Here is a 22,212-nt window from a genome sequence, read left to right as displayed (position 1 = left end):
TCCAATAGGATGGTAATTAATCATAAAATATTAATGCTAAGCATTTCATTCTCCCTGCCGATAACCTGATCAATTGAATCAGTTCACGTTTTTCCTTCTCTCAAATCAGGCGAATAAGCATGAATATTTCCCAGCGGTTAACCCTAATTTGCTCATTGTTATCTGCAGCAATTATTGCTGTTGTTATTACTTCTCTTGTGGTTATTTCAGGTTTTCAAACGCGCTTTCATTACATTCAGTCCAACGCTACTGCCTCTGTTATTGATCTGGGTAAATTGGTCAGTGGGTCTAACGAACTCACTATCTGGATGTACCGACACCTGACTTCACCAGACGCAGCGAGAATGTCTGACGTTGAGAAAGAGATTAATGCGCGGATAGATGAGATGAATGCCCTTAATCAATTTTATCTTGAGAATGAGATCTCTAGTGATGAGGACCGACGAATGACTGAGAGCGCAATAGCCACTATGAAAGAGCTCAGTAATAAACTCCCTGCCTTTCTGGAGAGTTCACGTGCCCTAAATAGTAATCTTTCGCTTGCGCTCTTGCAGGGCAATAATGGAGTCGGCCAGCTTGCTCGTGACCTGATTGTTGGATATAAGAAACAACTCCAACTTAATCTGGAAATTGGTAACGGACTGCGCAAAAAAAATGATCGCACCTACTTCCTCACCTTTTGGGGCATGCTGATAAGCTCAACGCTGGTCGTCGTTCTTCTGGGTGCGCTGGCCATGTTAACCATACGAAACATTCGCACCAGCCTTAGTGGCATGCGTACCGTTATGGAAAACGTCAGTAATAATCTGGATTTAACGCTGAGTGCAGATGAATCCCGTAGGGATGAAATTGGCCTGACATCCAAGGCTTTTAATCATCTTATTGCTGCTTTTTCAAAAGCCCTGTTATCTGTGAGCGCCTCTTCTGGCTCTGTCAGTACCGCATCGGCTCAGATTTCTGCCGGTAACGAGGATCTATCGTCCAGGACGGAAGAGCAGGCGGCCTCGCTGGAACAGACCGCTGCCAGCATGTCAGAATTGAGTGAAACTGTCCGCCAGACAGCGGAAAATACCCAGTTGGCCAGCCAGCTTTCACATAATACCCGCCTGATATCAGATGATAGCACGGATAAAGTTCAGGGCATGTTGCAGACCATGTCTGATATCAACAGCAGTGCGGTGAAAATTACCGACATTATTTCCATTATTGAAGGTATCGCGTTTCAGACTAATATTCTGGCGCTTAATGCCGCGGTGGAAGCTGCAAGAGCTGGTGAGCAGGGGCGTGGATTTGCCGTGGTTGCCGGAGAGGTGCGAAATCTTGCCCAGCGCTCATCCACCTCTGCCCGGGAGATTAAAGAGCTGATTGAATCTTCGATGCAGTTTGTTCGCACCGGTTCAGCGCAGGCTGAAGAGGTCGGCAACAATATGAACCGCATGAATGACGCCATCCGGCAGGTCAACGATCTGGTGAATGAAATCGCGGCTGCCGCTCAGGAGCAGACCTTGGGGATAGGGCAGGTGCACCAGGCGGTCAGCCAGATGGACGACGTGACACAACAAAATGCGGCACTGGTAGAGGAAGCCTCCGCAGCGTCCCACTCACTCATGGAGCAGGCCTCTACCCTAAATAATCTGGTGTCAGCTTTTACCCTGAACGCTCCGAAGGAGTTGAATTCCATCAACGCGGAAACATCCCGTACTTCAGTATCACGTCCATCGTTAAATCGGGCAGCACCTCAGGCAGATTTGGAAGGTAGCTGGCAAAGTTTTTGAGAAAATGACGGCCCGGTGAGCAAAACCGTCGGGCCCACTAAAATTTAAAATAAAACCGATATGAAAAATAATAATGGATAAAACGTCGTACCATCAATAACATCAGGAACTTATTCTTATCAGCGAGCATGCAAACGTGCTGCTATGGCAGATGAGGAATAAGAAATATGCCGACGTGACAACATTTATTAATAATTTAAATCACCTTGAGCGATATCAGAAGGTTATCCTCATGCTGTCAAAAGATTCAGTATTCTGGCAGTGGTTTAAAGAAAATGACACTGATCTTTTTATTCACACTGAAGCCATTCAACTCTCTTTCGGTATTCTGGATAATCTGATTGAAAATCTGCGTAACGCCTTTTTGATGTTCAAAAAAGAGTCGGAGTCAAGCAGCGCAGGATAGTTTCAGATTCATCTCTCTGTAGAAAAATAAAAAAATTACGGTAATTTCGGGCGCTTTACTGACGCATAATTTTATGAAAAAGTGAGGTGTCTTTCATGGTCATCTGCACATGTGTCCGAATTCGCCATCGCGTGCCTCATTTTTGAGGCATACTGAATCCAACATTTTATTTCCTGGCGTTCTGGATGACGGTATAAAAGGGATGTCGTCCGGCGAGGAGCAAAAGTAATTCGTATTCTCCCTGACTCAGCAGACCGGGATTTTTTGTGGCCTCCTTCATTTGCCATACGCGCAGGCTAAGATTGAACCTCTCCGCTGCTGCCTCTTGCGACAAACCCGCAGCCATTCGAAGCTCTCTGACATTGGAACTGACAATGACGGGGCGATTCATAATCTGATTTCCCAAAGGACACTCCTTACCTGTATGAGGTTTAAACATAATGATAAACATTAATTTTTTATGAATTTTTTATTACAATCAATTGTTGCGATGGTTCTCCGTCATGATGCCAAAACCATTCGGCATAAGGTTTAAATCTTAAACTCATCATTGATTTTCTTTATTTTAACGCCCGAATCAAAAATTTATAATTCCTTTCGCAGGTAATTCTTTATTTTTACTCAATCCTTACAAAAAGCACGTCAGCTGATTTAAGGTGTTGACGAATGAGCATTTATTCCACTCTTATACAGAAATAAGTCTGTGGCATAGAGCAATAAAAGCCATTTGAAAAAGCCACACTTGGAAGGTTATCGTGAAGACTTCGGTGGATTCCACGGTATGGCGCTAACGACTTAAGGTGAAAATTTTTGTAAATTTGTTTAGTCACTGTCATTCTTGCTTTATTTTCAGAAACCTCAGCTTATTTTGCTATATCTATCAATGGATAAAAATTGATGGGGCGGGAAATAAAACCTATTAAATTAGGGTTAAACCAAAATTTTTATCTGGTTTAATCGTTTCACTATGGTCATTAACTGGCACTAAAACCAATCACGCCTATAGTGAATTTTGATGAGGGAAGTCACCTGATTTTTTTCTGGTCGCATCTCTGAAAATGGCTTTTTACCGCTTTCAAATTTTTATTTCGCACCGGATCCAGGCCGGGGCGGAGGAACTCATGCTAATAAATCTTAACAGCGACATCGATCGCCGTGTGCGGGCGCTGAATGTGCTGCGCCACCCAGACGAAAGCCGCGACGAGGTGTTGTCCAAATTCGTGCAGCTAGCGAGCCAGGCCCTTGGCATTCCCGGTAGCTTTATCTCCGTACTCGATGACGACTACCAGCACGTACAGGCCGCACATAACTTTGCCCTTACACAATCGACACGCGAGAATGCCCTCTGCCGATATGTGGTGGACAGCGACAGCCCTGTCATTGTGCCGGATACAAGGCTGGACGCCCGCTTCGTTATGCATCCACTCATCGCTGGAGCCCCCTTCATAAGGTTTTATGCCGGCGTACCGCTGAAAAATCGTGAGGGTATCGTGCTTGGCACGCTGTGTGTCACCGATACCGCTCCTCACTCGTTCAGCGCGGAGCAGCTTGAAACCCTTACACAGTTGGCCTCGCTGGTGATGTCCTTTTTGGAGGGGTGGCACTCCGCCGGTTTTGTGGATCCGGTCACCGGACTTCCCAATCGCCAGCGTCTCATTCGCGACCTGCAGTATCTCGCTGCATCGCCAGACCCTGCGCCTCGCCGTCTCATACTCATAGACTGCATTGACATGCCGCGTGCCTATGAGCTCGCCCGATCAATTGGCATTGAGGCGTTGGAAACCCTGCTCAAGGATGTGGCTACACTGCTGCCGCTGCGCCTGCGGCCAGCCAAAAGTGAATCACTTTATACCATTGCCACCGGGCGATTTGCCCTGCTGACGCGAGCTGGCAGTCCCCTGAGCGCCGAGTGGATCGCAGAACGTATGGAGGGAATCAACGCCGAACTTGGGGACGGCATCTATTTAGCTCTCAGTACCCGCACAGGAGAGACAACTTTTGTCTGCGGAGAAACCCCAGCGCATGAAACACTTCGCCGTGCCATCAGCGCGCTGCATGAGGCCATTGCATTGGGTATGCCATCTATGCGCTTCAGCCAGACGTCCGATATCCAGTCCAGGGATGACGGAGTTTTGATGAACGATCTGGTCGCCGCGATCAGAGAAGATAATGGTCTGTGGCTGGCTTATCAGCCGAAAATATGCCTGCGGACCGGGCAGCCCTTGGGGCTGGAGGCACTGGTGCGCTGGCGCCATCCGCTTCGTGGCGAGCTCTCACCCGCGCTGTTTGTACCCCTGGCAGAGCAGACAGAGCTGCTCAGCAAACTGACGGGCTGGGTCACAGACCGTGCAATCGGCCGCCTAAAGAGGCTGCGCAACAGCGCCATCCAGCTTCCCATTACGATCAATGTTGGGAGCCACGATATTGCGCGCGAGGGTTTTGCCAGTATGCTGGAGGATAAGATGATCAGGTCAAAACTGCCCACCTCAATGCTGGGCATCGAGTGCATGGAGACCGAACGTATTATCGAAAATCCAACAGCTATGCGCGGGCTGGAAAGGCTGAAGCTGAAGGGATTTAATATCTCGCTGGACGACTTTGGCACGGGCTCCAGCAACATTGGTTATTTGAGGCGTATGCCTCTTGACATCATTAAGCTGGATCAGTCACTTATCAGTGAAATTTCATCGGATACCGCATCCCGTATCATTGCGCGCAGCATTATTAACATGCTGAAGGACCTTGACTATACGGTGGTGGCTGAAGGAGTTGAAGATGCAAATGTTGTATCCGCGCTGAAGGATTATGGTTGCGATCAAGCGCAAGGCTTTTTTTATTCTCGACCCCTGCCTGATGAGGAGATCGACAAGTGGCTTTCCTGGAAACTTCGCGACCAGTGCAGGAGTAATCTTCAACCCGGTTATACAGGTATCTGACCTGAAACCTGCGGGCTGGAAAGTATATACCGCGGTTCATGACCCTTAATTTTGCGCTGACAGCGCGCAGTAGGAGATTAACAATGCGCAGCCATGTCGATAGATCCAGTCATTACCATTGTGCAAGTGATATTGTATTGACGACTATAACAGGTGTGTAGGGCCGTAATTTACTGCGTTAAGCGTAGGCAGCCTTTCAAACCGACGCGCTTTAAACATGTATCGACCGTTTTTCTTCGACAACTCAGCTGCAAAGCACCGGAAATAAATGGCTCCCTGATGGGAGCCGAATTATTACCAAGGATTTAGTCGTCATGTGCCCTTTTGGGTACAGAAGGATTATCGCCATCTGCTATCGGGTCATCAGCGCAGCCTTGGAGAATGTTTTTCGTTACAGAGATGCGTCACACTTTTCACATTACAGTGAGGCATTGTTTCTTCAGGAAGTAAGGCTGCGGTATCACCGTCATACTTACAGAATCATTGTTTGTGAGCGATAAGCAAAAGACGGTCATTAGTCGTGCTTTTTAACGATGACTTCATTAACATCATTGAACAAACATGACCGATGGGAACGAGCCACAGTCAGTACATCCCTACCAATAGCGCATCAGAGGGGTATCGAATGGGATCATTATGATGAGTTTTATTGACGGTTTCTTATGAGAACTTAGCTTTCAAAGGAGGGGGATTATCTTAAAAGCCCCGACCATTGCAGCCATGGCTTTTAAGGTACGTCGGACTTCAGAATTGACATTAATAGACTTAATAGAATGATACTGCTATTTGTACTGCGTTTAAATGAACCCGTTTACTTCAGACAATATTGGGTATGAATACTAAAAGCCTCCCTCTATTTATCTCGTCAAACACTTGCCTTCGCTTTCAGAAACCGAGCGTGGCAACTTTAAACAAGCACATCCTCCATAGCGATATAGACTCTTTGATGCGTTGCCCGTTGCTGAGCCACTTACCGTACACAAAACACACCGTCAGCAGATAAAAAACAAGGCCTTACATCGTCGCGTTTTACTACCATTTTGCTAACCAGCACATTTATAACCAGGCCTGAAAGCAACTACATCCCAAACAATAAACTTCGTGGCCTTTAAAGCCAAACGGTGTTATTACAACTTAGTACTATTCAGAAACTTAATATCGATTTTTATTGTGCTGCTGGGTATTAATTTACTCATATAGAATTAGAGGTCAATAGTGTTTTTTAAAAAATGTTTTAATTTACAGCGGTAGAAAGGGTGCTGGATCCCGCTAATCATCTCTCGGTGATTGCAGTCAGCCTCCACGCCGGACCATTAAATTCTGATGTGCGGGACACCGATCTTTTGATACGACCTTTTTCTGACAAATTTTTTTCATTTTCATCGGTTTTCCTGATTCATTTAGCATTGAATTTCGTTATATTAATGATGCAGGTGAACAACATGCCTTTCTGTACAGCAAATGATCATCCCTTTTTTGACGATGTGAAAAGTCGCTGATGACCTGACCGTAGCCATGAGTATTGAAGGCGTAAGACCTGATTATATTTGATCTCAACACCTCTTTACTCATGAATGACGCTGACAATGTCTCATTAAACTCATGACGCCATTGTTACAAGATTATCTCACCAAGCAATAACCCAAATTCCGCCACTGCTTTTCTGAATGCAGACACCAGCGGAACGGTTACCTTTACGGGACTTATAGTCGAATCTACCTGTACCACGCAAACCTCTAATTCAATGGCGGAAATTACATGCATCCGTGACAGCCAGGTCACAACGGATAATGTAGAGTTCGATAAAGTTAATATTAAGATGTCGGTAGGGAACGTCATTTCAACGGCCCTGCTCAGACATATTAATGATAATAAAAAAGTTGCAATACTGGATGTGGATTACCAATAAACGATTTTTGTTATAGAGCTTATTAACAGACTTGAATGATAATTCATTTCCGTATTGCAATGGGGGCCTAAAATCAGGTGGGTTATAAACTCCTGCCTGTTTTCATAGTTCAGTCAGTGTGTCGCGAAAACAGGCGCTATAATCAATGCCAAAACCAAATGAGTATTGCACAGGGAGCAATAATGCAGGATGACGATTTTCGCCAACGCGAAGCGTTTTTAGCGGTGGTGCGTGCGGGCAGCTTTAGCGCTGGCGCGCGTAAGTTAGGACGTGATATCTCCGTGGTCTCGCGCCGCATCGCTGCGTTAGAAAAACGGCTGGGCATTCGCCTGATTGAGCGCACCACGCGGCGGATACGTCCCACGGAAGAAGGGCAGCGCTATCGTCAGAAGATCGAACTTGCTGATGAGCTATTGCGGGAAGCGGAAGAAGAAGCGCGGGCCCTGGCCGCGCGTCCAGCGGGCACCATCCGATTAACCGTGCCAGCCTCATTTGGTCGCAGCTGGGTGGCGCAGGCGTTGCCGGGCTTTTTGCAGGCCTATCCCGATATTCGCATCGTGCTGAATTGCAGCGACCGCTACGTCGATTTGCTGGGGGATAATTTTGATATGGCGATCCGCATCGGCGTGCTCACCGATAGCCGACTGATAGCGCGTAAGCTGGCGGATACCAGCCGAATGCTGTGCGTGGCGCCAGATTATCTGGATCGTCATCCCGCGTTAAGCCAGCCCCAGGACCTCCGCCAACACGACTGTCTGGGATTTACCCCAATGCACAGCTGGCCGGAATGGCGGCTGGAGAAAGGCGGCCATCAAATCGCGGTACCGGTGCAAACGCGTTTTGAAAGCGATGAAATGGATGCACTGGTGCTGGCCGCGCAGGCAGGCATGGGCGTATTACTGGCGGCCAACTGGCTGGTGCAAAAGGAGCTGGCCGAAGGATCGCTGGTGCCGGTGCTATCTGACTGGCAGGCGGTTGGGGAAGATGGCGTCTGGCTGATGAAACCTTCCAGCCAACTTCAGTCGGCGAAAATCAGTGCCCTGACCGAATGGCTGGTGGCCTGGTTTGCGGAAAAGCGCTGGTAATTCGAAGCCCTGACCTCACTCTGAGGTTGTGCGGCTGCAGCGGCCTGAAGACCGCTCCAGCCGTTTGCATCACTGGATGTTGAGCATAGTGTTGAGGAGGCCGATTTTTACCGTTTCATCAATTTCTGCAGTGACGCCGCACTCTGCTCATCATCCGGTACATACACCAGCAGGCGGTCGCCGTTGCGTGAAGCAGACCACCAGTTATTCTGGCGCAGCGTCATTTCACCCACTTCCTCGCGGTAAAAACGCTTCAGCCGATTTTCCACCTTGCCCAGTTCGTAGCGTTGCCAGGTTTGGGCAAATTCATCCGAGCTATTCAGCAAACGAGCGAGAAAACTTTCCCAGTGCGGATCGCCAAGGTGTTCGCCCATTTGCCCTCGAAACATCGCCACCATTTGTGGCATCACGTCGTCCCAGTCGCTCATCGCTTTGCGCCAGGCAGGATGATTGAACGCCAGCCAGATGCAGTTACGATCTTCCACAGCTATCCCGGCCAGATCCACATCCATCAGCGCACACCATGCGGCGTTGTAGCCAAGAATATCGAAACGCGGTGTTTCGATAATCGCCGGTAACTGGATCGCGTCCAGCATCTGCTGATTATGCGCCGCGATTTTGCAGCAGGCAGCGGCCACCCGTACCGATGGCAACGAGTGTCCGGCAAGGGAAAACAGATGCTGCGTCTCGACATCGTTGCACTGCAATGCCGTGGCAATGGCCGTCAGGGTTTTTGGCGAGGCTTTGATATCGCGACCCTGTTCCAGCCACGTATACCAGGTCACGCCGACATCCGCTAACTGCGCCACTTCTTCACGGCGTAATCCGGGTGTACGGCGGTGACGCATATGCGGCAAACCCAGACGATTAGGGTCGAGACTTTCACGACGCGTGCGTAAAAAAGTGCCAAGCAGTTTTCGATTGTTGTATTCAGCCGTGACGGGGGCAGTAGCCGTGCTCATGAGCAGATCTCCAAACGAGACGGGTAGTATTTATACCATGATAAACAAGCACTGGTACCCGTTTAATAGTTAGGTGATGCTATGCCGTACTGCACTTAAAAACAAGGTTAAAACCGATGCAAACATCGCAACTTCAACGCGCGGGACTGGTGGTCCTGCTGGCAGGGCAACTGCTGCCCATGATCGATTTTTCCATTGTCAACGTGGCGCTGGATGCCATGGCGCATACGTTGCGCGCCACATCGATTGAGCTGGCGCTGATTGTCGCCGTGTACGGCATTGCTTTCGCCATCTGCCTGGCGATGGGCGGACGCCTGGGGGATAACTACGGACGTCGTCGGATATTCCTGGCGGGAGTAGGGATCTTTGGTATTGCATCTTTATTATGCGGCATCGCCAACAGTGTCGGTCTGTTGATGTTTGCTCGCGCATTGCAGGGTGTAGGCGCGGCTTTCATCGTGCCGCAAATCCTCGCCACCATGCATGTCACCATGAAGGGCAGGGAGCACGCGCGCGCCATTGGCCTTTACGGCGGCATTGGCGGGCTGGCCTTTATCATTGGCCAGGTGTTAGGTGGATTCCTGATCAAAGCGGATATCGGCGGCTACGGCTGGCGCAGCGTGTTCCTGATCAACCTGCCGATTTGCCTGTTTGTGCTGATCACCGCGCGACGTTTTGTGCCTGAAACCCACAATCATCAGCGCGTGCCGGTGGATGTCAGCGGCACCTTGCTGCTTGCAGGCGCGATTGGCTGTTTGATGCTAGCGCTGGCGCTCGGTCCGCTGCTGCACTGGTCATGGCCGTGCATTCTGCTGCTGGTGCTGTTCCCGGTGTTATTGCATCGCCTGCGTCAGAGTTCACTGCGTCTGGAAGCAGAAGGTGGTTCGCCGTTGCTGCCCCCTTCGCTGCTGCGTCTGCCAAGCGTTCGTTTTGGTTTAACCCTGGCGGTGCTGTTCTTCTCCTGCTGGAGCGGCTTTATGTTCGCGGTAGCGCTGACGCTGCAGTCAGGCATTGGCTTAACTGCATTTCAGTCGGGAAACGCGTTTATCGCACTGGGCGCTGCCTACTTTGTCGGCGCGATGCGTTCAACGCGCATGGTGGAACGCTTTGGTAAACGCACCACGTTACTGACCGGTTGCGGCATCCAGATGGTCGGTTTGATTGCACTGATCGGGACTTTCCAGTTTGCCTGGCCTGATGTTGGCGTCTTTACCCTGATGCCGGCCACCATCCTGATTGGCTTTGGTCAGTCATTTATCGTCAGCACCTTCTACCGTATCGGCATGAGCGGTGTACCGCATCACCAGGCGGGCGCGGGCAGCGCAGTGTTATCCACCGTACAGCAATCGGCACTTGGCCTGGGCCCGATGCTGCTCGGAGGCGTGTTCACCCAGATAAATGTGCATGGCAATCATTTGGCGGCCATCTCCGGCACCCTTGGCGTCGAGCTGTTAATGATGGTGACGCTGGTGATTCTGACCAGTCTGAACCGTCGCACTTTCCAGCCGGTGACGGCGGAAGGGTAATCCTTATGCTGTGATTTCTGCAGCGGCTTTTCAGCTTACTGTAAGGTAAGCGAAAATCCGTTGATTGCGCTGAATTTACCTTTGGCGCAGTGGTCTTTTTTCCGGAACATATCGCCGCAACTAACGGGCTGAACCGCGTGTTCAGCCCGTTTTTTTGTGGTGCGGCAGAAATGCGTTGAATGGAAAACGGCAGGCTCATAGCAGATGAAAAAGATGTTAACCGGGTTACTTTTCATGGTAACCACCACAGCCTTTGGTGCAGACGATTTCACCCTCAGGGATATTCACTTTGACGGCTTGCAACGCGTCGCACCGGGTGCAGCAATGCTGAGTATGCCCGTACGCGTGGGCGATCGCGTCACACATGACGATATTCGTAACACCATTCGTGCGCTATTTGCCACTGGCAACTTTGAAGATGTGCAAGTGCTGCGCGATGGCGATGCGCTGCTCATTCGTGTGAAAGAACGGCCGGCCATTGCGAGCATTTCCTTCTCCGGCAACAAGGCAATCAAAGAAGATCAGCTGAAGCAAAATCTCGACGCCACCGGTGTGCGGGTCGGCGAAGCGCTGGATCGCACCACATTATCGGATATTGAAAAAGGGCTGGAAGATTTCTACTACAGCGCGGGTAAATACACTGCCAGCGTCGAAGCTGTGGTCACGCCGTTGCCACGCAATCGTGTCGACCTGAAGTTCGTGTTTACCGAAGGTGTATCCGCGAAGATTCAGCAGATCAATATTGTCGGCAATCATGCCTTCTCATCAGATGAACTCATCTCGCACTTCCAATTGCGTGATGATGTGCCTTGGTGGAATTTTATTGCCGATCAGAAATATCAGAAACAAAAACTGTCCGGCGATTTAGAAACACTGCGTAGCTATTATCTCGATCGCGGTTTTGCACGTTTTAATATTGATTCAACGCAAGTGAGTTTAACACCCGATAAGAAAAGTATTTATCTGACAGTCAATATTCATGAAGGCGATGTTTACCATATTTCCGATGTTATCCTGAACGGCGATATGGCGGGACACTCCGCCGAAATTGAGAAACTGGCCCATATACCGCCAGGGGCTTTATACAGCGGTGCCAAAATTACTGAGAACGAAGGCGCGATCAAAGCGCTGCTCGGTCGCTACGGCTATGCTTTCCCGCAAGTCAGTTCTCAGCCTGAAATTAACGATGCAGACAAAACCGTTAAACTGCATGTGAATGTTGAAGCAGGGCATCGTTTCTACGTGCGTCAGGTGAAGTTCAGCGGCAATGACACCTCGAAGGATTCGGTGTTACGTCGCGAAATGCGCCAGATGGAAGGGTCGTGGTTAGCCAGCGATGCGGTTGATCAAGGTAAGGCCCGTCTCAATCGTACCGGCTATTTCGAAAGCGTCGATGTTGATACCCAGCGTGTGCCCGGCAGCCCTGATCAGGTCGATGTGGTGTATAAGGTGAAAGAGCGTAACACCGGCACTTTCAACGTGGGTCTTGGGTACGGCACCGACAGCGGCATCAGTTACCAGCTTGGCGTCAGCCAGGATAACTGGATGGGTACCGGTAATACCGTGAGTTTTAGCGGCACTAAAAACAGTTATCAAACCTATGTTGAGATTGCTGCCACCAATCCTTACTTCACCGTGGATGGCGTGAGTCTTGGCGGTAAACTGTTCTACAACGACTACAGCGCCGAAGATAATGACCTGTCTGAATACACGCTGAAGAGTTTTGGTGCCAGCAGTACGTTAAGCTTCCCGATCAGCGAAAACAGTAATCTGAGTTCAGGGCTGGATTACACCTACAACCGCGTCAGTAATATGGCACCACAGGTCTCGATGTGGCGCTATCTGGGATCGCAGGGCATCCATCCGAAAGTGATCACCACCAATGAAGATGATGATGACGATTACGCCACCAGCGATGAGAAGTTTGTCGCCAATGACTTCTTCTGGAACATTGGCTGGAACTACAACTCATTAGACCGTGGTTTCTTCCCAACGTCGGGGGTTTCCGCTGGCTTTAATACCAAAGTGACGATCCCCGGATCGACCAACAGCTATTACAAAAGTACGCTGAGTGCCAACGCATACTTACCGCTTAGCAGTGACCATCGCTGGGTGTTGATGGGCCGCACCAAAGCGGGCTATGCGGATGGGTTCGGTGGCAAAGAAGTGCCGTTCTACGACAACTTCTACGCCGGCGGCTCCAGCTCCGTGCGCGGATTCTCATCCAATACCATCGGTCCAAAAGCGGCTTATTACAGTTGCACCGGCAGCGAAAGCAGCTATGGCAACTGTTCGGTGAATAAATCGGATGATGCGGTGGGTGGTAATGCGATGGCTGTGGCGAGCGCGGAGTTAATCGTCCCGACTCCATTTGTTAGCGATCGTTATGCGGATTCACTGCGCACCTCGTTCTTTGTCGATGCCGGTACCGTTTGGGATACCAAATGGGAAAATACCGCGGCAACGCGCGCGGCAGGCATTCCGGATTATGGTGATCCGAGTGAAATCCGTGTTTCCAGCGGTCTGGCATTACAATGGCAATCGCCGCTTGGTCCGCTGGTGTTCTCTTATGCCTTGCCGATCAAAAAATATGAAGGCGATAAGTCTGAGCAGTTCCAGTTTAATATCGGGAAAACCTGGTAGTGGTTATTTCTCTGTTAAAGAAAGAAGTAAGATTTACGTTATCTTTAAACAGAGAGAACAGAATAAAATAGCCGTTTGCGTAAAATAGTCAGGGTACGGTGCTTATGGAATGAGTGCCTGCCATCATCGTTGTTATGCATTTTCTATCAATATATTTCGCCACCCATTTGGGTGGCTTTTTTATATTATTTAACCTTCGCTCAGGCGTAATCCGCTTTCTGCATCAAACAGATGAATCTTCTCGGCGTTAAATCCAATACGAATCTGATCGCCACTCACCGCGCTATGACGCCCGGCGATTTGCATATGCATGGCGTGACCGTGCCATTCAAGGTGCAATAACGTTGATTCACCGGTGATTTCGACCACTTTTACTTTAGCTTGTGCGCGAGTTTCGGCTTCCAGTAAATCATGAGGACGCACGCCCAGCGTCACCTTAGCCCCTTCGCGATCGCGTGCCGCCGCATGCCAGCGCAGAGGTAGCGGTTGCCATAAATCCTGGCACTGCACACCCGGAATGCCAGCGCGGGTAATCAATTTCGCCGGTAACAGGTTCATCGGCGGTGATCCGATAAAACGCGCCACGAAGGTATCTGCCGGACGATCGTAGATCGCCAGCGGTGCACCCTGCTGCACAATGCGTCCCTCTTTCATCACCACAATCTGATCGGCCAGGGTCATGGCTTCCACCTGGTCGTGCGTGACATACACCATGGTGGTTTTGAAGCGTTGATGCAGGGATTTGATCTCCGCACGCAACTCCATCCTCAGCTGTGCATCGAGGTTGGACAACGGCTCATCAAACAAGAACACCTGCGGATTGCGCACCATCGCGCGTCCCATCGCCACACGCTGGCGCTGCCCACCGGATAACGCACGCGGATAGCGCCCGAGCAGTTTATCAATGCCGAGAATCCCGGCGATGCGTTCGATTTTGCTCTGCTGCTCTTCGCGCTTCACTTTCTTCACCTGCATATGAAACGCGAGGTTCTCTGCCACCGTCAGATGCGGATAAAGCGCATAGCTTTGAAACACCATAGCGATATCACGATCGGCGGGATCGCGATCGTTGATTGCCACTTTATCCATCATGATTGCGCCATCCGACAGGCTCTCCAGCCCCGCCAGCAGGCGCAATAAGGTGGATTTACCACAGCCGGACGGACCGACCAGTACGGTAAAACTGCCGTCGGGAATGGTAAGGTCGAGCGGATGCAGAACCGATTGTTTGCCGTAGCGCTTGGCCACTTTTACGAGTTCAACACTGGCCATGATTTAGCGCTCCTGTGCGGAAAGTTGCAGTTGATGCCAGTCGGGATAGCGACGTGGCTGGGTACTGATTGCCAGTGACGCCACCGCGATGCCCCATTGCAACGCGGTGGTGATATTCTGCTGATGCAGCAGCGCAGTGAGAAAACCGGCATTAAAGCTGTCGCCTGCGCCAATGGTATCTACCACGGTGACGGGCTTAGCGGGTTGATTGATGTGCTGATGTGATTGCCAGCAACCTGCGCCTTGCGCACCGCATTTGACCACGCAACCGCCGCGGCCGCTGAGTCGTTGTGCGAGTTGGGTGGCGGCCACGTTAAGATTCTCCGCGTCCATTAGGCCCAGCGTTTCGACCTCATTGAGCAGCAGCCAGTCACACAGCGGTAACCACTGCGTCATCTGCTGGCGAACCTCTTCGGTCCACCCCTGCGGCGGCCATCCGGTATCCACGGCGGTGGTAAATCCGCGTTGCTGCAACTCACTCAGTAACAGCGGGTATTCGTTGTAAAGTTGCAGGCACAGGAAGGTGCCACACAGCAGCACGATATCGCCTTCACTGGCACGCAGCGGCAGTTGATTCAGCACATCTTCGGCGGTGAGCCGCACGATATGGCCAAGATTACTGAGGAAGGATCGCTCGTGATCGGAGTGCGTCACACCCACGGTCAGTGAGGTTTCACAGTGATAGCGCGTCCAGTGGGCGACGCTGTGCGGGAAGTAACTGCCCAGCCAGGCGCTTAAGCCGTCATCGCCCTGATTTGCCACCGCACGATGACGCACCTGCATCGCTTCTAACGCTAACGCACAGTTGCCCGCCGATCCGCCCGGTCGCAATTCGCTGTGATTCATCATCACTTCGGTGCCACGCTGCGGCCAGTGGTCGAGGGTGCCCATAATCAAATCGACGTTAATATTGCCGACCACATACAGCGTGGCGGTAGAGTCCATGTTCATCTTCATCCTTTGCTCCCGCCGCTGGCGAGGCCGCTGACCAGTGTTTTCTGCAGCCAGATAGCAATAAACAGCGGTGGTACCGAGGCCAGAATCCCGACTGCTGCGATCAAACCATCATCGGTGGCGCGTCCGGCGGTAAAGCCCGCAATCGTCACTGGCAAGGTTTGTGCTGCGATGTTGCTGGTGAACAGCAGCGCATAGAAAAACTCATCCCACGCCAGCAGCCAGCCAAACAGCGCCGCTGCACCCAGCACTGGTTTTGCCAACGGCAGGGTAATACGCAGCAGTACCTGCCAGACACGCAAACCATCCAGCCGCGCCGCTTGCTCAATATCCTGCGGTAAGGCATCGAACTGGTTTTTCAGCATCCACGTCAGAAACGGCAGGATCAGCGAGCAGTAAACGATGATCAAACCGGGGCGCGTGTTAAGCAGATCAAACTGTTGCAGCAGGAAGTAGAGTGGCAGCACAAACGCCACTGGCGGCACCATATATATAGCGAGCGAGGCAAACAGCCAGCCATCGCGACCACGGTAGCGGGAGAAGCTGAACGCCGCCGGAATGGCCAGCAGCAGACAGATAATCGTCGCCCCGGTTGCCACTAACAGGCTGTTACCCAACGCATGCAGGAACAGTGTGCCGGGTTGGCCGGGTTCCAGTGACATCAATCGGCCGTAGCGACTGAAGTCCCACTGGCGCGGCAACCATTCCAGCGGAACCCGCGTGAGATCGCTGGTGGCGCTGACGCTCATCAGAAACAGCCAGCCCATTGGTGCGAGTACCGAAATTGCCACCAGCAGCGCGGCGGCATATTTGGCTGTGTTGCGTAATTTAGCCTTCATACGCGCTCCCTTTACGGCGCTGACGCCACAACAACAACATATAGAGGGTGATCAGCACGGCGCACAGCAGCGTCATCAGCATGGCGTAAGCCGCGCCGCTGCCCGCGCGCAAATAGCTGAATGACTCCTGATAAACGTAGAAGCTCAGGGTTTTAGTGCTATCGACCGGGCCGCCGCGTGTCATCACATAGATGATGTCGAAAATCTTGAAGGCATCGATGGTGCGCAGTACCAGCGCCACACTCAGCGGGCCGACAATCGCCGGGAAGGTAATGGCACGGAAGCGCCGCCAGGCAGATGCACCATCCAGACGAGCCGCTTCAAACAGATCGTCAGGGATGGATTGCAGCGCAGCCAATACCAACAGCGTCACCAGCGGATAGTTCTTCCAGACGTCGGCGAACATCACCGCATTGAGCGCCGAATCAGGCGACCCCAGCCAGCTGCGATAACCATCGATAATGCCGAGCTGAGTCAGCAGGGCGTTAATGCTGCCGTAGTCGGGGTTAAAGTTGAGACGCCACATCATGGCGTTGACGATGGTCGGCAGCGCCCACGGCAGAATCACCAGCACGCGCAAAATGTTGCGTCCGGCAAATTTCTGATTCAGCAGCAGCGCCACCAACACGCCAATCGCCCCTTCAAACGCTACCGAGACAACGGTGAAGTAGAGTGTGCGCCACAGTGAAGATTGAAAATCAGGATCGGTGATGGCGAACAAATAGTTCTCCACACCCACCCAGGCTGGCACTTCGCCGCTGCCAATGAGGGCAGCATCGGTGAAACTCAGCCAGATGGTGCGCAGCAGCGGCCAGGCGGTGAGCAACAGCATCACCAGCAACATGGGTGCTAACAGCACCCATGCCTGCCGTTGTTCGCGTTGACGCAAACTCAGCATGCTGACCCCTTAACGTAAACGCGCAGCACTTTTATCAACCGTCTGCATGGCCGCGTCTGGCGTGGCGCTGCCCACCAGCACTTGCTGCAGTTGCTGCTGCAAGGTGTTGGAGAGACGGGAATAATCAGCGGTTTCCGGGCGTGAAAGCATCACGTTCAATGATTTGTCCGCCGCCGCGATCAGGCTCTCCTGATTCTTCAGTACCGCAGGATCCTGATATGAGCTTTTCCAGATGGGCAGGCTCAGGGTAGCGTATTTGTTTTGAACCGGTTGCGAAGTCATGTAGCTAATGTATTGCCACGCCTGGTCACCGTGGGTGCTGCCTTTGGCGATGCCGAGCCCCATCGAACCGTTCACCGCACCAAATTTACCCGGCGCATCGCCTGGTGCCGGAACGATACCCACCTGACCGGCCACTTTGCTCTGCTTCGGATCGTTAGCCATGTTGTACATATAGGTCCAGTTCAGCGCGAACGCGGCATCGCCGTTGGAGAAGGCTTTGCGCACATCCTCTTCCAGATATTCGCGTGATGCTGGGTTACTCAGCCCTTCATCCAGCGAACTCTTCATCAGCTTGACCGCCTGCAATGAGGCCGGGCTAGAGAAATCGAGCTTGCCGTTGTTATAGAATTTGCCGCCAAAGCCAGATACCAATGTGGTGTAATCACACACCAGCGCTTCCGCCTGCGACCAGCTCCACACCAGTGGATATTTTACGATGTTCTTTTGTTTGATGATGCGTGAGTCATCAATCACCTGTTGCCAGGTTTGCGGCGGGGTGGTGATGCCGGCTTTCTCCAGCATCGCTTTGTTGTAATAGAGATATTTGGTATCCAGGATCCACGGCATGCCAAGGGTTTTGCCGTTATAGACCACGGTGTTCATTGCGCCGGGGAAGATCTTCTCTTTTTCGTCTGCGGCGATACGGCTGCTGACGTCCTGCAGCAGATCAAATTTGGTGAATTCCGCCGGCCAGATGGCATCAAACAGCACCACGTCATAACCGTTACCGCCTGCGCCACGCGCCGCGACAATTTTGTCGTGCAGCGCTTCGTACGGCACAAACTCCAGATTCACCTGCACATCCGGATGCGCTTTCTGGAACTCCTGCGTCATGGCGCGAATATCATTTTCGCTGTAAGCCGCCTGAGTCATAAACAGCGCATTGAGGGTGGTTGCGGCTGCCGCGCTGCCGGCGCTGGCTAACATGACCGCGATGGCACAGCCTTTCAATGTGGTCGAAAACCGGATTTTCATAACATTTTCCGCCTTGATGCAAGAAGAGGGTGTTTAATTAAATCAATTTGATTGATTTAATAACGCGCACAGGTTGTCAGGTTGCTGCAGCTGACATCAATGAACTAAAGCAAGTGACGTGCCAGGGCATAAATCTCGTTTGCCGCTGCTCACTACTCTGCACAGATTTTTGCGGCTGTCAGGTAAACAGGTTGTAAATTGTGTCGCCGATCATAGATATTGATGCGCTGGCAGTCGCGGGCGTGAGAAGAGGGAAGCAGGATGAAAACATCAGGAACCAATCTGGAGCATGCGCGCGCGCACAATCGCCGTGTGATCATCGAAGCGATCCGCCTGCACGGTGAATTGACGCGGGCTGAGCTGGCGCGACTCACCGCCTTAACCCCGCAAACCGTCTCCAATATCGTGGCTGAACTGGAAGCCGCCGAACTGCTTACCAGCCGCCAACCGCGCAAGCAGGGGCGTGGGCAACCGGCGATTCCGGTAATCCTCAATCCAGCCAGTGCCTTCTCCATCGGCATTCATCTCGACCACCAAACCCTGCTGATCGTACTGGTGGATCTCACCGGTGAAGTTCATTTCCGCCGCCTTATTCTGGTGCAAAAACCCCAGCCCGATGCCACTTTAGCGCGCATTGCGGAGGTGCTGGCAGAGATCAAAACGCAGCTCGGTGACCGCTGGCAGAAAGTCCTGGGGATCGGCGTAGTGATGCCGGGTCCGTTTGGCGTTGAGGGGATTTCCTCGGTGGGTCCCACTACCTTGCACGGCTGGGAGTCGGTCGATATCGAAGCAAGGCTGGCCGAAATGAGCGGCGTGCCGGTCACGCTGGAGAACGATGCCACGGTAGCGGCGATTGGGGAGCGTTTCCACGGCGTTGCGCGCCATCTCAACTCGTTTATTTATCTCTATATCGGCACCGGATTGGGCGCGGGTATTATCATGGATGGTCACGTTTACAGCGGCCATGCGCACAATGCTGGTGAAATTGGGCATGTGGTGGTGGAACCGGGTGGGCGCGAATGCTATTGCGGCAATCACGGCTGTCTGGAACGCTATGTATCACTGCAGGCGGCCTATGAATTCTGTGGGCTGGATCCGATGACGGCATTGCCGGATGATTTGCTGGAGGTGGATCCCGCGGTGTTCGACCACTGGATTGATACCGTGCTGACGCCATTGCGACAGGGGATCAATATGCTGGAGTGCATTTTCGATGCGGAGAGCGTGATCATCGGCGGTATGATGCCCGCCGCACTGCTGGATAAGATCATTCAGCGCCTGCCGCCGCTCTATCAGTCGGTGCGCGGGCGTTATCTTACCGGCTCACGTTTGAAAACGGGCATGACCGGCAGTGATACCGCGGCATTGGGTGCGGCGGCGTTGCCGATTTTTGACGAGTTTAATCCGCAGTTTCAGGTGTTGATGAAATGAGGACAAGAAGGAGCTGGCAAGGCCGGTTCCTGCCCTTAAATGACGTTGAAACAACGGAAATCCTGACTTGCCATCTGCCAGAATACTGTGCCTGACGCCTGCGCTGAGGCAGGTGACTTGATAGGATTTAACCTGCGAAAAATACGCTCAACTTTTGCTGCTCCCGGCCGTGCTCATCCATATTATCCGCCGCCAGCCAGGCCGATATCGCATGCTTCACCTGCGGCCATTCACCATCAATTATCGACAGCCAGTCGGTATCGCGATTGCGTTGTTTGCGTGTCATTGCCTGGCGGAAACGCCCTTCATAAGTGAAGCCAAGACGTTCCGCTGCCCGACGTGAGGCGAGGTTAGTGGAATCACAGCGCCAGGCGACCCGGCGGTAGCCCAGCTCAAATGCCTGTTTCAGTAACAAGTAGATCGCTTCACTGCCCAGCACGTTACGCTGCATCAGCGGCGACCAGGTGACATGACCAATCTCAATCGCACCGTTCTGGCCGTCAATATTGGCGAAACATACCGCACCGACCGCCTGCTGAGTGCGGTGGTCGATCACCGCGTAACTCACCAACCCGCTGTCCTGGCATTTCCCACTGATCCAACTTTCCATTTCGCTTAATGAAGCGGGTTTTGTCGCGCCCAGCCAGGTCCAGTCCCGATCGTCTGGTGCGCTTGAGAAGGAGGCAAACAAAGCGTGACTGTGCGCAGTATCTAACGGTTCAAGCGTACAAAAGCGGCCGTGAAGCGCAATAGCAGGAGGCGCGGCCAGCGGCTGCCAATCTGGCAGAGCAAAACCCATTGGCTGACCATATTGATTCAGTTGCGTCATCGTCTGTCCCTGCTGAGCTGAAAATTATGTGCAAAGGCACTGTGTTGCCTTAATACACTCAGTTTATAACAAGAAAATTATCGGGCGATTTAAAATCTTTTTTACGCATTACCGTAATGACATTTTGTACCACCCATAACTTGCCAACTTGTCTGTCATGGGTGACTGCACACGGAAAATGTAAATGTGTTGTATTGCACTTTAAAACAAACCGCCTACCTTCATCATAATCAATTATCGTAGAAAGGTGTGTTTGAATAAATATCTGAAATACGTTATCCAGTTCATGTAATGTAATGGATGGTTTATTACGCGGATCGTTTAGTCGTTCAAATGCGGCATGGAAAGTAAAATGAATTCTGGCGCAGTCTTCAGCGAGGATGTCATTGATATCAGCTTCCAAATTCAGGAGTTGTTGTTCCGTTATGGTCATAATGCTGCGCAGCAACCTCGCTCAGTTTGCGATTGAGCTCTTCATTTGAGAGTGCATGAACGGTCGTAACATGGGCGCTGTAGCTTAGCGTTCCCATCCGGACATCAAACTCTTCATTATCAAATGAATCGACAAAGACGGCGTTGCCGCTCTCAGCATCAAAGAATGAGGCGTAATTCTGCTCTATTTGCATGTCAAATTTAAACATACAGACTCCCAATCAAGAAATTCTCTTCGATTATAGATGACAGAAATTACACCTTTTATGCAGTTTTAGCGACAAGCCGATAAACAATTCGCGATGAGTTTATTATCCGCTGAGCAATGTGCAATATTTAAATGGTCGAAGTGTTAAAATAATTTCTATTTAAATCATATTGTTAACGGATCCGGTAACGAGAGTTAATACTGTTTAAATGCCATCTGTCTCGATTTTTAATTTTCAACTTGTTAGCTTTACAGTTTCCAAAACAGAGAGTATATGTTGTTAAAACGTGTAAGTAGATTCAGTCACATTATTAAAAAATATATCTCGGACGAGAATCTTCAGAACAAAACAAATGGAGCTAAAATGCAGCCAAATCTACGCGAAGTCGCAGTCAAAAACGTTGAAATCGGTAGTAACGTTACGATTTACCAGCCTGCGAACGTTTATGGCTGCACCCTGCAAGACGATGTCTTCATCGGTCCGTTTGTCGAAATTCAGGCACATACGGTGATTGGAAGAGGCACAAAGGTGCAGTCGCACACCTTTATCTGCGAATACGTTAGCGTGGGCGAAAACTGCTTTATTGGTCACGGCGTGATGTTCGCCAACGATATGTTCCGGGATGGCAAACCCAATGCCGATCGAGAAAGCTGGGCGCGCATCACGCTGGGTAACAACGTCTCAATCGGCAGTGGCGCGAGTATTTTGGCGGTCAGCATCTGCGATGGCGCGGTCATCGGCGCGGGCAGTGTGGTGACGAAAGACATTACGCAGAAGGGCGTTTACGCCGGAAACCCGGCGCGTTTACTGCGGTTGCTATAGTACAAGGAACAGACTGGTTGTTTCGTT

19 protein-coding genes are annotated in these 22,212 nt (G+C 51.3%); 9 read left to right on the top strand and 10 right to left on the bottom strand.

Going from position 1 to position 22,212, the window contains the following annotated elements:
* The first annotated feature begins 119 nt into the window (after positions 1-119).
* Together QMZ65_RS15900 and QMZ65_RS15895 are read left to right on the top strand one after the other, a co-directional pair.
* Positions 120-1,775, top strand: a complete 1,656-nt coding sequence (locus QMZ65_RS15900) for a methyl-accepting chemotaxis protein (protein ID WP_097118764.1) — start codon at positions 120-122, stop codon at positions 1,773-1,775.
* A gap of 232 nt (positions 1,776-2,007) precedes the next feature.
* Positions 2,008-2,181, top strand: coding sequence for a hypothetical protein (locus QMZ65_RS15895; protein ID WP_176505781.1), 174 nt, complete (start codon positions 2,008-2,010; stop codon positions 2,179-2,181).
* Between the two features lie 166 nt (positions 2,182-2,347).
* On the opposite strand, the gene QMZ65_RS15890 is transcribed toward QMZ65_RS15895, so the two are convergent.
* Positions 2,348-2,587, bottom strand: a complete 240-nt coding sequence (locus tag QMZ65_RS15890) for a helix-turn-helix domain-containing protein (protein ID WP_176505782.1) — start codon at positions 2,585-2,587, stop codon at positions 2,348-2,350.
* 715 nt (positions 2,588-3,302) lie between these two features.
* Here QMZ65_RS15890 and QMZ65_RS15885 point away from each other — a divergent pair.
* The 3 genes from QMZ65_RS15885 (at position 3,303) to QMZ65_RS15880 (ending at position 8,111) form a co-directional block, all read left to right on the top strand.
* Positions 3,303-5,117, top strand: coding sequence for a bifunctional diguanylate cyclase/phosphodiesterase (locus tag QMZ65_RS15885; protein WP_097118896.1), 1,815 nt, complete (start codon positions 3,303-3,305; stop codon positions 5,115-5,117).
* 1,621 nt (positions 5,118-6,738) lie between these two features.
* Positions 6,739-7,026, top strand: a complete 288-nt coding sequence (locus tag QMZ65_RS25370) for a YmdA family protein (protein ID WP_502921532.1) — start codon at positions 6,739-6,741, stop codon at positions 7,024-7,026.
* A 182-nt stretch (positions 7,027-7,208) separates the two neighbouring features.
* Entirely contained in the window at positions 7,209-8,111 is a 903-nt protein-coding gene (locus QMZ65_RS15880) for a LysR family transcriptional regulator (RefSeq protein WP_097118765.1), read from the top strand.
* 107 nt (positions 8,112-8,218) lie between these two features.
* Here the strand turns inward: QMZ65_RS15880 and QMZ65_RS15875 are convergent, their stop codons facing one another.
* The gene (locus QMZ65_RS15875) at positions 8,219-9,073 is read right to left on the bottom strand and encodes a helix-turn-helix transcriptional regulator (RefSeq protein ID WP_097118766.1); all 855 of its coding nucleotides are present in this window, start codon (positions 9,071-9,073) and stop codon (positions 8,219-8,221) included.
* A 116-nt stretch (positions 9,074-9,189) separates the two neighbouring features.
* Here QMZ65_RS15875 and QMZ65_RS15870 point away from each other — a divergent pair, with 116 nt between their 5' ends.
* On the top strand, positions 9,190-10,599 hold the full coding sequence (locus QMZ65_RS15870; protein WP_283216320.1) for an MFS transporter: 1,410 nt from the start codon (positions 9,190-9,192) through the stop codon (positions 10,597-10,599).
* A gap of 35 nt (positions 10,600-10,634) precedes the next feature.
* Here QMZ65_RS15870 and QMZ65_RS15865 read toward each other — a convergent pair whose 3' ends face one another.
* The gene (locus QMZ65_RS15865) at positions 10,635-10,835 is read right to left on the bottom strand and encodes a hypothetical protein (RefSeq protein WP_202404597.1); all 201 of its coding nucleotides are present in this window, start codon (positions 10,833-10,835) and stop codon (positions 10,635-10,637) included.
* On the opposite strand from QMZ65_RS15865, the gene bamA reads away from it, so the two are divergent.
* Positions 10,804-13,242 (top strand): outer membrane protein assembly factor BamA, encoded by a 2,439-nt coding sequence (gene bamA / locus QMZ65_RS15860; protein WP_283216319.1) that lies wholly within the window; start codon positions 10,804-10,806, stop codon positions 13,240-13,242. The two genes, QMZ65_RS15865 and bamA, sit on opposite strands and share 32 nt — an antisense overlap.
* Before the next feature lie 189 nt (positions 13,243-13,431).
* On the opposite strand, the gene QMZ65_RS15855 is transcribed toward bamA, so the two are convergent.
* From QMZ65_RS15855 to QMZ65_RS15835, 5 genes are read right to left on the bottom strand one after another with little or no spacing between them, the layout of a single operon-like run.
* Complete coding sequence (locus QMZ65_RS15855) at positions 13,432-14,514, bottom strand: ABC transporter ATP-binding protein (protein WP_283216318.1); 1,083 nt, start codon at positions 14,512-14,514, stop codon at positions 13,432-13,434.
* 3 nt (positions 14,515-14,517) lie between these two features.
* Positions 14,518-15,459 (bottom strand): carbohydrate kinase family protein, encoded by a 942-nt coding sequence (locus QMZ65_RS15850; RefSeq protein WP_097118897.1) that lies wholly within the window; start codon positions 15,457-15,459, stop codon positions 14,518-14,520.
* An 8-nt stretch (positions 15,460-15,467) separates the two neighbouring features.
* On the bottom strand, positions 15,468-16,307 hold the full coding sequence (locus QMZ65_RS15845; protein ID WP_097118770.1) for a carbohydrate ABC transporter permease: 840 nt from the start codon (positions 16,305-16,307) through the stop codon (positions 15,468-15,470).
* Positions 16,297-17,205, bottom strand: coding sequence for a carbohydrate ABC transporter permease (locus QMZ65_RS15840; protein WP_097118771.1), 909 nt, complete (start codon positions 17,203-17,205; stop codon positions 16,297-16,299). Before QMZ65_RS15840 ends, QMZ65_RS15845 begins: the two co-directional genes overlap by 11 nt.
* 9 nt (positions 17,206-17,214) lie before the next feature.
* On the bottom strand, positions 17,215-18,462 hold the full coding sequence (locus QMZ65_RS15835) for an extracellular solute-binding protein (protein ID WP_097118772.1): 1,248 nt from the start codon (positions 18,460-18,462) through the stop codon (positions 17,215-17,217).
* 261 nt (positions 18,463-18,723) lie between these two features.
* Between QMZ65_RS15835 and QMZ65_RS15830 the strand changes: the two genes are divergently transcribed.
* Positions 18,724-19,893: an ROK family transcriptional regulator gene (locus QMZ65_RS15830; protein ID WP_283216317.1), complete on the top strand. Its 1,170-nt coding sequence runs from the start codon at positions 18,724-18,726 to the stop codon at positions 19,891-19,893.
* Positions 19,894-20,020: 127 nt separating this feature from the next.
* On the opposite strand, the gene QMZ65_RS15825 is transcribed toward QMZ65_RS15830, so the two are convergent.
* Positions 20,021-20,722 (bottom strand): GNAT family N-acetyltransferase, encoded by a 702-nt coding sequence (locus QMZ65_RS15825; protein WP_283216316.1) that lies wholly within the window; start codon positions 20,720-20,722, stop codon positions 20,021-20,023.
* 392 nt (positions 20,723-21,114) lie between these two features.
* Positions 21,115-21,363: a hypothetical protein gene (locus QMZ65_RS15820; RefSeq protein ID WP_160834116.1), complete on the bottom strand. Its 249-nt coding sequence runs from the start codon at positions 21,361-21,363 to the stop codon at positions 21,115-21,117.
* A 363-nt stretch (positions 21,364-21,726) separates the two neighbouring features.
* On the opposite strand from QMZ65_RS15820, the gene QMZ65_RS15815 reads away from it, so the two are divergent.
* Positions 21,727-22,185: an acyltransferase gene (locus QMZ65_RS15815; protein ID WP_097118776.1), complete on the top strand. Its 459-nt coding sequence runs from the start codon at positions 21,727-21,729 to the stop codon at positions 22,183-22,185.
* Positions 22,186-22,212: the final 27 nt, after the last annotated feature.

The sequence above is a fragment of the Pantoea sp. EABMAA-21 genome (assembly GCF_030053335.1).
Lineage (GTDB): Bacteria > Pseudomonadota > Gammaproteobacteria > Enterobacterales > Enterobacteriaceae > Pantoea > Pantoea communis.
This window is presented reverse-complemented; position numbering and strand designations above follow the sequence as displayed.

Coding starts and splice junctions, on each gene's coding strand:
- QMZ65_RS15900 (WP_097118764.1), top strand. CDS start 120: ATGAATATTTCCCAGCGGTTAACCCTAATTTGCTCATTGTTATCTGCA.
- QMZ65_RS15895 (WP_176505781.1), top strand. CDS start 2,008: ATGCTGTCAAAAGATTCAGTATTCTGGCAGTGGTTTAAAGAAAATGAC.
- QMZ65_RS15885 (WP_097118896.1), top strand. CDS start 3,303: ATGCTAATAAATCTTAACAGCGACATCGATCGCCGTGTGCGGGCGCTG.
- QMZ65_RS15880 (WP_097118765.1), top strand. CDS start 7,209: ATGCAGGATGACGATTTTCGCCAACGCGAAGCGTTTTTAGCGGTGGTG.
- QMZ65_RS15875 (WP_097118766.1), bottom strand. CDS start 9,073: ATGAGCACGGCTACTGCCCCCGTCACGGCTGAATACAACAATCGAAAA.
- QMZ65_RS15870 (WP_283216320.1), top strand. CDS start 9,190: ATGCAAACATCGCAACTTCAACGCGCGGGACTGGTGGTCCTGCTGGCA.
- bamA (WP_283216319.1), top strand. CDS start 10,804: ATGAAAAAGATGTTAACCGGGTTACTTTTCATGGTAACCACCACAGCC.
- QMZ65_RS15865 (WP_202404597.1), bottom strand. CDS start 10,835: ATGAAAAGTAACCCGGTTAACATCTTTTTCATCTGCTATGAGCCTGCC.
- QMZ65_RS15855 (WP_283216318.1), bottom strand. CDS start 14,514: ATGGCCAGTGTTGAACTCGTAAAAGTGGCCAAGCGCTACGGCAAACAA.
- QMZ65_RS15850 (WP_097118897.1), bottom strand. CDS start 15,459: ATGGACTCTACCGCCACGCTGTATGTGGTCGGCAATATTAACGTCGAT.
- QMZ65_RS15845 (WP_097118770.1), bottom strand. CDS start 16,307: ATGAAGGCTAAATTACGCAACACAGCCAAATATGCCGCCGCGCTGCTG.
- QMZ65_RS15840 (WP_097118771.1), bottom strand. CDS start 17,205: ATGCTGAGTTTGCGTCAACGCGAACAACGGCAGGCATGGGTGCTGTTA.
- QMZ65_RS15835 (WP_097118772.1), bottom strand. CDS start 18,462: ATGAAAATCCGGTTTTCGACCACATTGAAAGGCTGTGCCATCGCGGTC.
- QMZ65_RS15830 (WP_283216317.1), top strand. CDS start 18,724: ATGAAAACATCAGGAACCAATCTGGAGCATGCGCGCGCGCACAATCGC.
- QMZ65_RS15825 (WP_283216316.1), bottom strand. CDS start 20,722: ATGACGCAACTGAATCAATATGGTCAGCCAATGGGTTTTGCTCTGCCA.
- QMZ65_RS15820 (WP_160834116.1), bottom strand. CDS start 21,363: ATGTTTAAATTTGACATGCAAATAGAGCAGAATTACGCCTCATTCTTT.
- QMZ65_RS15815 (WP_097118776.1), top strand. CDS start 21,727: ATGCAGCCAAATCTACGCGAAGTCGCAGTCAAAAACGTTGAAATCGGT.